The following is a 12464-nucleotide window of genomic DNA, read 5'->3' as shown; positions in this document are numbered from 1 at the left end:
ACTTGAGAAAATTAGAGCTTGGTTTTGTAGTAACAGGTAGTATACTGACTATTATATTTTTAATAGTAGTAAACTTTATAACAGGTTCTCACCATATTTGGTTTATTTATCCTGCATTAGCATTATTACTTGGCCCAATTGGCATATACTGTCGGCAAAAAAAGAATTACACTTTATTTTCCATATTAACCAGCCTATTGCTTATATTGTTTCTTATCGTGGAGAACTATAGGAGTACACCTGAATATCCGTGGTTTTTATTTTCAGTGGCTCCATTAATAGCGTGGCCAACTTTGGTGTATCTAGGTAATCAATCAAAAAAAATGACAGTCGCAGTTATAGGTAGTGCGATTATTATCTTATATTATTTGATTTTAAATGTGTTTTTATCACCTGGATATCCATGGGTGATGTTTCCGGCGTTTGCTGTGTTATGGTGGCCGCTTACATTATATCATGTAAAGAGAAAGTCATATTTTAGATTCTCAATATACGCAAGTTTATTAATTAGTATATTTTTTATTAGTGTAAATGTTATTTCTTCACCGCATGTAATTTGGGCAGTTTATCCAATTTTTGTTGTGCTTTGGTGGCCATTGAGTATGTATTATTTCGTTTATAAAAGAAAACTTGAATTATGAATTAAGGGATTCAAAAGACAAATTAAACATATTTAGGTAGGGAGGGATTTTGGTGCAGAAAAAAATAAGAGACATTGATTTAGGGTTAAAAAATATTTGTGAAAAATACAATATTCCGGGAATATCAGTATGTTTGACAGATGCAAACCGTGCTGAGTGGAAAAATGTGTACGGAGTCCGAAGTGTGGAAACAGGTGAACCGTTACAGGTTGATGACCAGTTTCGAGCTGGAAGCATCACGAAAACCTTGATTGCAGTTATTATCATGCAATTAAAAGAAGAGGGAAAACTATCAATAAATCAAACGATTAATGCCATTCTGGATGGTGTGCTGCAACAAGAATCTACACTAACTATAAAACATTTACTTAATCATACGAGCGGATTGGAGGATTACCTTTGGGTTGAAAATGAGGGTCAACCAATGATATCCAAATTTGATACGGCACCGGAAATACAATTTTCACCCGATTTTTTAGTTAAAGAAGCATTGCTGGCTGCTGGTCGCTTTGCACCTGGTGAAGGTTTTTATTACAGCAACACAAATTACATATTATTAGGGCTAATTATTGAAAAAATAACAGGTGCAACAATATCAGAAATTATAAATAAAAGAATTTTAGAACCTTTATTGATGAAACAGACATATTTTCCTAAGACATTTTATATTAATACTTCTTATGCCAACGGACATTCCAAATTTACACAAGATTTCCAGCCATCGGATCAAATTGTCTATGAATATAAAGATTTAAATATTTCCCTTGCATGGACAGCAGGTGCCCTTGTTTCTACACCTGCTGATTTAAATAGATTTATGATTGGACTCTTTAACAATAAAATCATCTCTGAAGAATCATTAGAAGAGATGATGACATTTAAAGAGACAGGCGATAATGGGCAAAGTTATGGGTTGGGCCTTTATCAATTTAAAGATCAACAAAAAACAGCAATCGGACATCCTGGTGGTATTTCGGGCTATGAAACAGTCATGCTTCACTACCCAGATGACGATATTTATATGACTGTCATGATTAATCAAATGCCAGCTGGAGCAACTTCAATTGCTGCCGAATTGTATGATAGTTTTAAAGTACTAGAATAATGATGATTTTAGAAGAGAAATAAACTAATTGTAGTTCTTACTTTATGAATAGATTGATGCTTTTTTAAGGCACTGTGTTTTTATAAATGAATTGAGCAAATATTAATTTGTATAGTTTTCTCCAGTATTTATAATATCTATTATTGAAGTAATTGGTGCATCACCCCAACAACGGTAATGCTTCTTTTATAGGTATTTGGCAGTTTAATGGAATAATTCTAAATTAAATAAGTGGGGTTCCGGTCGGAACGACACTATTCGCTGTATTTATAATGGGAATTTTAATAGGGATTTATTTCCTGGTGTAGCGGGGATTTTTGAAATCCTTGGTGTTCAGTATCAATCAATCTGGTCATTAATTATTTTTGTAATAAGTATCTTTATCCTGGGATTACCAGTTGATTTAGTTTTAGGGTGCTATGGCTGATTTATCTGTTGAAAAAATACGAGGTAAGTTAACAGCATTTGTTATCCGATTTCTTTTTGGTTTTGTGACAAACTGGGGTGTTATTTTTATAGTGGTGCATTTATGAGTGGCATTAATCTTTCACTTTGAGCAATGGTTATTTCAATGATATTAACTTTTCTTGAGTCGATATTTGGAAATGAAAAAACAAACACAAAGAGGCAACAGTTTAATATTTTGTTTGACAAGTTTGTTCCGTTAAAGGGCGCAAGTCAGGAAAAAGACTTGGCGCCTAATCCTGTGGAAAAGGGCCAGATTGCCGAAGAAAGGTTACGTTAACACCATGGATAATCCCCAAACTGGATGCATAAGTGTTACAATTAATTTATACTTTTCAGTAATAACAGTAAATTGGGGGAATGGACAATGGAAAAAGTGATTAGTGAGAATTGGGATCTTGATGTACTTTATGCTGGCGGTAAAGACTCAGCAAAATTGAATAATTTAATTACCCAACTAAAATATGATTTACGCAGCCTGAACGAGAAAATTAAACCAATTGAAGTATCAATTAAAACTGGAAAAACACAGGATTTAATTGAGCTTTTTCAAGAGGTTCAGAAGGTTTTAAACGGCTCATTTGAATTGGATGAATATGTTATTTGTCTCTATGCCGTCAATGTGGACGATCCGGATATTGCCAAGTTAGAGGCTGAAAGTGCAAACATAAAATCTGACTTCGATTCCCTAATGATTGATATAGATGAATTATTGGCCAATATTCCAGAACAAACTTGGAGAGAGTTAGTTCAACATGAGGAAGTAAAATCCTATCAATTTTATTTAGAAGAACACAAACAGCGTGTCAAGGACAAATTACCCCTAGAGATGGAAAAGTTAATCAACCAACTATCAAAAAGTGGCTTTGTCGCTTGGGAAAATTATTATGAACAATTGATGGGGACTTTACGCTTCCCAGTTGAAATGGATGGTAAAGTTGAGTCATTTTCTATTGGGCAAATATTTGGTCCACTAATGTCTAATAATCGGGCTATACGGCAAAAAGCAGCATATTCCATTGTAAATGTGCTAAACGAAAATGCAGATTCATTCGCAACAGTCTTAAATAACATCCAAGGGTTCCGGTTAGATGTTTATAAAAGACGCGGCTGGGACAACATTTTGAAGGAATCACTTGATCAGAATAGAATTAGCGAGCAAACCGTAGCAACAATGTTATCTACTATTCAGGAAGACAAAGATATCATACAGACCTATTTAAAGCGAAAAGCCCGAGTAATGAACTTAGAGAAATTAGGTTGGTATGATGCAGATGTTCCAAGCTATACATCCGACAAAAAGATTTCATACAACGAGGCAGCCGAAATTATCACTTCCCAATTTTACCACTTTAGCGAAAAGCTTGGTAATTTTGCGGAAAGGGCATTCAACGAAGGCTGGATTGAGGCTGAAAATCGGCCGGGAAAAATGCATGGTGGATTCTGTGCTTCAATGCCTTTAGCCAAAGAAAGTCGTATATTCCTTACGTATACAGGAAGCTACCAAGATGTTGTGACCATCGCCCATGAACTAGGCCATGCATATCACAATTCTATTTTGCATGACGAACTAGCCTTTTCACAGCAAACAAGCACCAGTGTTGCGGAAACAGCATCGACATTTGCTGAAAACTTAGTACTAGATGCCGCAATCGAACATGCAACAAATGTTAAAGATAAACTAACCTTACTTGAAATGAAAATTACAAATGGATTAAAATATCAGGCGTCGGTTCCAACTATGTTTGAATTTGAAAAAAGATTGTATGAGAAAAGAAAACATGGTCCTTTAACATCATCTGAAATATCCGATATTTTGGATGAAATGCTAAGGAATCTTTATGGAGATATTGTGGATGACACCAACAAATTTTTATGGATCAATATTCATCAATTCTTTAGTACTGACCTAGCATTTTATAATATCCCGTACACAATTGGATATTTATTCAGTAATGGAATATATGCTTTGGCAAAGGAAAAAGGCAGTGGGTTTCCAAAGCAGTATGACGAGCTATTACGCAATTCAGGAAAAATGACCGTAGAGCAATTGGCTGATAATTTCCTTGATCAGAATATTACGAAGAAAGACTTTTGGCAAGCTTCTTTACAACCAGTGAAAGATGCAATTGAAACGTATCTGCAGCTTACAGAGAAAATGGATTGATGTTGGGACAATGGGGACAGGGCATCAATGTGTCCCGCTACTTAATTTCGACTAACGTTCATTGAGTCTGGGACACATGCCCTGTCCCCCTGTCCCAGCCACACCATGGTCCCCTTGGCATACCCTGTAATGAAAAAAGTGTAAACTGGGAAATCTCCTGGATGATGTCCATGTGGCTAATTTTCTGGGTTCCAATGCCCCCCAGCCTGCTTAAAAGGGTCTGTTTAAAACAACTGGTGTATTACTTTCTTCCGTTAACGGGCGCAGTTGTGGAAGAAGCACTGTGCCTGAATCGGGCCATTTTGTTTAATAAAGTAATGTATCTTAAATGTTAACAAAGCGCTATTAATAATAGCTTATTACGAATTACGCATGGTTGAATATTTCGAAACCTTTTCTTTTTATAATCGTATTTATACAAAAGGGGGAGTTTTAATTGAAAAGAATTTTATTATTCCTAAGTCTATGTTTGTTTGTACTTTTAGTTGGCTGTACTAATGGTCAAGATGAAGAAGCTGACAAGGAGAAAAGTGACGAAAAAAGTGTATCCCTTCAAGAACAAATAGAGAATTTAATGAACGCAAACAAGTTCAAATACGATAAGATAGTTGACCTTGATATAATTGATGATTTTATTTATAGTGTTTCCTTGAATCATAACGGGGGATTGGATTTAGCTATAATGAATTATAATAATGGCACTTTGAAATGGATTGTGGGTGATAATTCGGCTACGATTTTACAGGATAAGGGCTCGCGGTATATGTATGTTATAGAATCAGAAGACCCAGATGTAGAGCAGGTAAACGTGCTTGGAGAACCAGCCAAGGCAGTGACGTATTATGATGAGAAAACGGAAGATTATACGAGGAAAATAAAATATTGGGTAGCCTATACCGAAGAAGAACCAGCACCTTCAGATTTAGAATACATCAAAAAGTAATAAGTATGGTAGACAATTTTTATACCAGAAAAGGGCGCAATTCATTAACAAGAGCGTGTATATGCACCCTTTAGATCAAGGCTTTAGTTATAGGAATCTAAAAGTTATAGTAAAGGAGTTTTTTATGAAAACAATTGCTATGCTCGGTGGTCTATTAGGTATAATTATTTCTTTAACAGCACAATTATTTGCTATTATTGACGACTCTTATACCTTTGGGAACATTGGCTTTTTAGGTGTATTAAGCGGTATCATTGGCATTATAGGTGCATTTCAAGTGAACAGAAATAACAAGTTAGCTGCAATCATTTTAATAAGTTCCGCCATATTAGGGTTCATTTCAATTTCATATCTGTATATTTTACCTGCAACTCTTGTGCTAATCTCCAGTGTTTTTGCCGCAAAAAATATTAAGGAATAGAAATCGCTAAATAAATAATGGTTATTCATTAAACGGGCGCAATTGCATGATAAGGATACTCATTCATCGGGCCATATAAAGGGAGAGAGAAAGATAATGGATAATAAAAACAAGCGATTAATAAATCTAGCGAACATCTTTACAATTTTTGCTTTTATATATTTAATTTATGCGATTGGTGATATTGCATATAGGTATATCGCTTCTATGAATGCTAATCCTCATCTAAACATAAATCAAGTGTTCAAATGGAATAGTTTTTTTAGTGATGTAGCTATTCCCGGTTTTAGGGTATTAGTTTTGTTTGGGATTGGTGCAATACTACGTAAACTTAAAGTTTGAGCTATTTTCTTCCGTTAACGGGCGCACATCTGGAATAAAGGATAGTGCCCCGTTTGCCATTGTAGGAACGAATTGTTTTAAAAAGAAAATGTTTTTTTGAATTGGGTGCTTTCCTTTTGTTTGAAATAAAAGCTTTGTTTACGGAGAGGGGCCATTGTGCAAAGTAAAAAAGGAACTCAGAAGCTCCTTAACTTTACAGCAAATATGATTTACTATTCATCTTCAAATGAATTGGCTATTTTAACTAAAACTTCAGGAGTAACAGTATCAGCAACTCTTTCATCAATACTTAGAATATATTGCCAGTCATTTTTTGTAAATACTAAGGCATAAAAACCTATTTGATGTTGAGAAAGTGATATATAACTGGCGATTGTTCCATTTTTTAACTTGTAAGTATCAATTACTTGTCTTTCATTAAACTCCATGCCGTCTTCAGCAGCTTTTACATCTATTTTGTAATGTTTTTCTGGATGTTTATCATTTACAAATTGTGCACTAAAGGAATTGGTATTACCTTCCGAATCAGTAAATTTACCAAAGTGATGAGTAAAAGCTATTGGAGGAACCCTTAGCGGCAACTTTAGGTCTTTATTATAAGAGTTTTCAAATTGCGTTATTGCATCATCTATGGTTGTATACCCCCATTCTGTGTATAATTCTTCATAGGGCGGTGGCTTGTTGTCTTTAAATTTGGCGTAGACTACACTGTGACTTACCAAAATAACAAAAATGCATAAAATTATTATTCTTTTCAAAGTATAAACCTCCCATAAGGATTTTTGGGTTATTTTTTACCAATTAACGCCTTACTATTCTCTAGAGTGAAAATGTATGGAGAAGGGCTATTATATAAAAGGGCGCCTTTCTTAAATAAAGTTACCTAAGATGGAGGTGTAATAAGATGACAGATTTTACTGATTTTATGCCGATAATAATTTTAGTATTAAATGCATTTTTGTTAGTAGTCATTGTTATAGCAATCATAGTTGGTGTGAAATTAGGGAAGAAATGGTTAGACAACAGAACGCAATCAAAAGATTCAACTAAAGACCTTGAACGACGAATAGAAATATTGGAGCAAGAAATAAAGAATATAAAAAAGTAACATAAATTACTGCCACAATCGTGCTCTATTCTTAAATAGGGATTATGCCGCTAAAGACCGTTTTAATAGAATAAAGAGGGCTTAGAGAATCTGTTTCTCTAAGCCCTTTTAATATTTTTAAACTTATATTACAGTTATGCAAATCGTGTGAATTATCGTTTTGTACCTCACAAGTAATCCCGTTTTTTTTAATAACGTTTTTTCATTTTATGGGTGATAATCTATTCTCCAGTGAAGTAGCCGTACATGACCGAATTAGTTTAGGGAGATACATTACCGGGAACGAAATTACAAGTAATTCTATTCACGAAGGAGTTGGGGAAATGACACCAGACCAAATAGGTTTTACCTTTTTGTATTTGGCAGCCTTTCTACTAATTGGAAAATGGATCCGAATAAAAGTTAAATGGTTACAAAACTTATTCTTGCCATCCTCCATTATAGGTGGATTTATAGCTTTAATTCTAGGTCCACAAGTACTTGGGAAGCTTGCTGGATTTGTGGTAAGTGATAATTCCTTTTTAACAAATGGGATTATGACAAAGGAAGTGATGGAAGTATGGAGCGCCTTACCAGGAATAATGATTAATGTAGTCTTTGCTACTTTATTTTTAGGTGCCACCATCCCTACACTGGCAAAAATTTGGGAATATGGTGGTCCCCAACTTGCCTTTGGATGGGCAATGGGATGGGGGCAATATGTAATAGGTATATTATTAACTATATTGGTATTAACACCATTTTTTGGATTGCCCCCAATGGCCGGTGCTCTTATTGAAGTAGCATTTGAAGGTGGTCACGGTACAGCAGCAGGAATGGCTGGCACATTTAAAGAAATGGGTTTTTCTGAAGCCTATGACCTTTCCATTGGCCTTGCGACTGTTGGAATCCTCTCAGGAATAATTATGGGAATCATTTTGATTAATTGGGCAGTCAGAAAGGAGAAAACCCAGGTTATTAAAGATGTGAAAGGTTTTTCGACGCTAAGAAAACAAGGGATCATGGAATTCCAGAATAGAGAACCCGCAGCAAAAATGACCGTAAGACCTGAATCCATTGAGCCACTTTCACTCCATTTCGCGGTTGTGGGAATGGCAGTTTTTCTTGGTTGGCTAATCTTAAAGCTGTTAATATGGATAGAAAGTGTCACATGGGGGATGTGGACAGACTCTGCATTCATGACATATATTCCTCTATTTCCTCTGGCAATGATTGGCGGAATTCTCATTCAAGTTGTCTTTAATAAAGTAGATAATTCCGAGATTCTCGATCGTAGAATGATTAACCGCATCCAAGGATTCTCGCTTGATATATTAATACTAACTGCAATTGGAACCGTTTCATTGGACGTAATCGGAGAGTATATCATTCCGTTTCTATTATTAGCTGGGGCAGGTATTCTTTGGAATGTATTTGGTTTTCTTGTACTGGCTCCTAGAATAATCCCAACGTATTGGTTTGAAAGAGGGATTGGTGATTTTGGTCAGTCGATGGGAGTCACAGCTACTGGTCTTCTATTGATGCGTGTAGTGGATCCGAATAATGAGTCTCCAGCATTCCAAGGGTTTGGTTATAAACAACTGGTGTACGAGCCTTTTTTAGGTGGAGGGTTAGTCACCGCATTATCTGTCCCCATCATTTATCAACTTGGAGCTATACCATTTTTAATATTTGCAGCAGTCATGTGTATAGCAGGAGCTCTAACCGGATTATTATATTTTGGGAAAAAATAAGTAAAAACGTAAGGAGTGAAGGCGGATGATTACACATCAAATTTTATTATTGTTACTTGCTGGATATATCGTTTTTTCGATCGATAAAAAACAGAATTACTTCCCGGTCCCAGTAGTTCTCGTAGTATTGGGGATCATCCTTTCCTTCGTTCCAATTTTTCAAGGGATTATGATTACAAAAGAAATAATATTTAATGTATTTTTACCAGCATTGTTATTCATATCGTCCTATTCCTTTTCTGTTCAGGCATTAAAAAAGAATAAATGGCTGATTGGGGGGATGGGAACTGTTGGTTTAATGTTTACAGTAGCAATACTTGGACTATCTATTTATATGGTAGGAAATCTGTTTATAAATCTATCTTTAATAGGTTCCTTGTTAATAGCGGGAATTTTATCACCAACAGATCCTGTCTCTGTTGTTTCGATTTTAAAAAATTCTACTAGTGATGAAAAAGTTGCTGACGTAGTAGAAGGAGAATCTTTATTAAATGATGGAACAAGTATTGTAGTATTTACAGTGTTATTGGAAATGTATCTGCATGACCAGAGCTTTTCGGTCACATCATTTATTACGGAGTTTCTTTTTGTGTCACTAGGTGGGGTATTTATTGGAATAATTTTTGGCTGGTTGCTTAGTAAGGCAATACACTATACCAATCACCGGCAATACCAGGTAATGCTCAGTATAATCATTGCATATGGCAGTTTTTATCTTGGAGAGCTACTGGGAGTTTCAGGAGTATTAGCAACAGTTACATCCGGATTACTATTATCCTATGAATTTGGAAAACATCGGCAGGAAGAACAATTTCGTGATTCATTAGATGGATTTTGGACCATTGTAGAACCAACGATCTTATCGATAATTTTCCTGTTAATCGGTATTCAATCAGCTAATTATTTATTCGATGTGTCATGGGCATTGGTCGTGATTATCTTTATATTATCTCTGGTCAGCCGATTTATTGTATTGGCAACGTCTACAATGGTGATACCTCGATGGCGTCAACGTTTTACTTTGGGTGACTCTGGAATGATTACATGGGCTGGTATCAAAGGGACGATGTCTGTTGCTTTACTTCTTGGGTTAGAAGCAGAAGCTTCCAATGATCATTTACTTGTTTCATTGACTTTTTCAGTAATTGTTCTTTCTTTAATTATTCAAAGTATAGGTGTTTACCCATTAACCAGAAGATTATCTAAAGAGCATTGATAAGTAACATCTGCATCCGTAATATAGTACGAGATGCAGATGTTATTTTTGATAGGAAAGTTAAATCCCCAACTGAATATATGTTCGTGTATAATAGAAGGTAGCTTCTCTATTTTTTTCCTCTGTATGTCTTCAACTTTTAAATCCAATATGTAGAAAGAGGTGATTATATGAAATTAATCCTCGCTGAAAAACCCTCGGTAGCTAAAAATATTGCCGACGCATTGAAAATTAGAACAAAGAAAGAAGGCTATTTCGAAGGAAATGGTTATATTATTACGTGGGCTTTTGGCCATTTAGTTCAGCTCTATGATGCAAAGGACTATGATAGTAAAATGGCAAAGTGGAAATTAGATAACTTTCCATTTATCCCCTCTAAATTCAAATATAAAGTTAAATCAGGTTATGGGAATAAACAACGTCAGGATCAAGGAGCTGCCAAACAGTTACGAGTTATTCATCAGCTTATGAAACGTTCGGATGTGGATACTATTATCTCAGCTTGTGACTATGATCGGGAAGGGCAACTAATTGGAGATAGTATTATTTACAGAGATAACAGACCTACTAAGCAGGTTTATCGATTACTTCTAAATGAATGGACAGAGAAGGAAGTGCTCTCTGGTTTGGAAAGAATAAAACCAAATGAAAATATGAAATCATTAAGAGATGCGGGGGTAAGCAGGCAATGGGCGGACTGGGTGATTGGAATTAATTTAACCTCTGTAGCGACTTTAAAGTATCAAAAGGGTGGAGGTAAGGCTCTTAATATTGGTAGAGTTTTATTACCAACTTTGAAAATCATTTATGATCGTGATAAAGAAATAAAAACTTTTCAGCCAGAGGATTATTTTAAGTTGGCAGCAATCTTTCGAACAGATCGTAATGAGAAATATGAAGGGATTTATACAGCTCAGAAAGAAGATAAATTTAAAAACAGAGAAGCATTGGATGATATTCAGCGGAATCTAAATGAGAAGCCAGGTGAAATTAGTAAAAAAGAGGTAGAAAAGAAAAAAGAGTTTCCACCATTTCTTTTCAATTTGTCTAATTTACAAGGTTACATTACGAATAAATATAAGGGATGGACATCCGATAAGGTCTTAAAGGTAGCCCAATCACTTTATGAAAAGAAATACATTACTTACCCAAGAACATCGAGTATTGCTCTTGATGAAAGTTTAGTAGGCAAAACTGCAAAGGTTTTACAGACACATTCGGAAGACTTGCCTTATAAAGATGAAATTAAATTTAAAAAACTGAAAAGAGTTTTTAATAACTCTAAAGTGGAAAGCCATAGTGCTATTATACCAACATACATAAAGCCTAAACGTTTATCGAATGAGGAACAAATTGTTTATAACTCAATTAAAAATCGTTTTATAATGCAATTTATGCCACTTGCAGAAGTGGAGGAAACGAGGCTATATACAAAGGTTGAAGGGGTCACAGGGATTTTCGTATCGAAAGGAAAAGTACAATTGGCAGAAGGCTGGAAAAAGGTAGAACAGATGCCTTCCAAAGACTCTTTCTTACCTCATGTGCAGAAAGGAGACCTCGTTTTAACTGATTCATCGGAAGTAACTTCTCATGTCACAAAGCCGCCGAAGCATCATACAGAAAAAACGTTACTGCGAGTGATGGAAACATGTGGAAAAAGGTATAAAGAAGATGAAGATGCATCAACAGAAGCTGTATTAAGTGGGTTTAGTATTGGGACCCCGGCAACTAGAGCTGAAACAATTAAGAAATTAAAGGATGTTGGCTATATTGCCTTTCAGAATAAAAATCTGGTGTGTACTAATTTGGGTAGAAGTCTTGTCGAGACCTTACCAGTTACACAGTTATTTGATTTGGAATTCACTGGTAAATTAGAAAAGAGCCTTTCTGATATTCAAAAGGGAAAAGTTACAAAAGACCAGTTTCTTCATATGATTTATGCATTCACAAAAGACGCAGTTGCTGAAATAAAAAATAAAGAAGAAAAGATTATTCATGAGGTTACATCTTCCTCCAAACAAGAAGTGATTGGAAAGTGTCCGGCATGTGAGGGAAAGATAATAGAAAGCAAGAAGGGCTTCGGTTGTACAAATTGGAAGAAGGGCTGTAAATTCGTAGTTTGGAAAAACGATAAGTACCTTGCTGCAATGAAAAAACGTCCAACCAAAACAATGGTAAAGGCGCTACTTAAAGATAAAAAAGCTTTCGTTAAAGGGTTAACAAGTAAGCAAGGGAAAAAATTCAACGCTTATTTGAGCTATGAAAAAAATGCGGATAATGAGTATTACAGTTGGAAAATGGAGTTTAATAAATAAAAAGTGGT

General features: G+C 35.2%; 12 protein-coding genes. 11 read left to right on the top strand and 1 reads right to left on the bottom strand.

The genetic code is table 11. The features are described 5' to 3' along the window. Window positions 1–2: 2 nt before the first annotated feature. The 7 genes from BME96_RS12000 to BME96_RS11965 all read left to right on the top strand — a co-directional run bounded on the left by BME96_RS12000 (window position 3) and on the right by BME96_RS11965 (window position 6084). Entirely contained in the window at window positions 3–641 is a 639-nt protein-coding gene (locus BME96_RS12000; protein ID WP_071649155.1) for a hypothetical protein, read from the top strand. A 52-nt stretch (window positions 642–693) separates the two neighbouring features. Continuing rightward, complete coding sequence (locus BME96_RS11995) at window positions 694–1746, top strand: serine hydrolase domain-containing protein (RefSeq protein WP_071649154.1); 1053 nt, start codon at window positions 694–696, stop codon at window positions 1744–1746. Window positions 1747–2002: 256 nt separating this feature from the next. Then, window positions 2003–2173: a YrvL family regulatory protein gene (locus BME96_RS20175; RefSeq protein ID WP_083547551.1), complete on the top strand. Its 171-nt coding sequence runs from the start codon at window positions 2003–2005 to the stop codon at window positions 2171–2173. A 405-nt stretch (window positions 2174–2578) separates the two neighbouring features. Continuing rightward, window positions 2579–4378 (top strand): M3 family oligoendopeptidase, encoded by a 1800-nt coding sequence (locus tag BME96_RS11980; RefSeq protein ID WP_071649152.1) that lies wholly within the window; start codon window positions 2579–2581, stop codon window positions 4376–4378. A 436-nt stretch (window positions 4379–4814) separates the two neighbouring features. Continuing rightward, entirely contained in the window at window positions 4815–5321 is a 507-nt protein-coding gene (locus tag BME96_RS11975; RefSeq protein ID WP_071649151.1) for a hypothetical protein, read from the top strand. Between the two features lie 124 nt (window positions 5322–5445). Beyond that, window positions 5446–5742, top strand: a complete 297-nt coding sequence (locus BME96_RS11970; protein ID WP_071649150.1) for a hypothetical protein — start codon at window positions 5446–5448, stop codon at window positions 5740–5742. 96 nt (window positions 5743–5838) lie between these two features. Beyond that, window positions 5839–6084, top strand: a complete 246-nt coding sequence (locus tag BME96_RS11965; protein ID WP_071649149.1) for a hypothetical protein — start codon at window positions 5839–5841, stop codon at window positions 6082–6084. 212 nt (window positions 6085–6296) lie between these two features. Here BME96_RS11965 and BME96_RS11960 read toward each other — a convergent pair whose 3' ends face one another. Then, the gene (locus tag BME96_RS11960) at window positions 6297–6842 is read right to left on the bottom strand and encodes a hypothetical protein (RefSeq protein ID WP_071649148.1); all 546 of its coding nucleotides are present in this window, start codon (window positions 6840–6842) and stop codon (window positions 6297–6299) included. Between the two features lie 146 nt (window positions 6843–6988). Between BME96_RS11960 and BME96_RS11955 the strand changes: the two genes are divergently transcribed. The 4 genes from BME96_RS11955 to BME96_RS11940 all read left to right on the top strand — a co-directional run bounded on the left by BME96_RS11955 (window position 6989) and on the right by BME96_RS11940 (window position 12456). Beyond that, window positions 6989–7192, top strand: a complete 204-nt coding sequence (locus BME96_RS11955) for a hypothetical protein (RefSeq protein ID WP_071649147.1) — start codon at window positions 6989–6991, stop codon at window positions 7190–7192. Between the two features lie 323 nt (window positions 7193–7515). Beyond that, window positions 7516–8925: a sodium/glutamate symporter gene (locus BME96_RS11950; protein WP_071649146.1), complete on the top strand. Its 1410-nt coding sequence runs from the start codon at window positions 7516–7518 to the stop codon at window positions 8923–8925. A gap of 25 nt (window positions 8926–8950) precedes the next feature. Next, window positions 8951–10141 (top strand): cation:proton antiporter, encoded by a 1191-nt coding sequence (locus BME96_RS11945; protein ID WP_071649145.1) that lies wholly within the window; start codon window positions 8951–8953, stop codon window positions 10139–10141. A 170-nt stretch (window positions 10142–10311) separates the two neighbouring features. After that, a complete protein-coding gene (locus BME96_RS11940) occupies window positions 10312–12456 on the top strand; it encodes a type IA DNA topoisomerase (protein WP_071649144.1) in 2145 nt (714 codons plus the stop codon). Window positions 12457–12464: the final 8 nt, after the last annotated feature.

It is taken from the genome of Virgibacillus halodenitrificans, from assembly GCF_001878675.1.
GTDB lineage: Bacteria > Bacillota > Bacilli > Bacillales > Amphibacillaceae > Virgibacillus_Q > Virgibacillus_Q halodenitrificans.
Note: the sequence above shows the minus strand (reverse complement) of the source record. Positions and strands in the feature narration are given on the sequence as shown.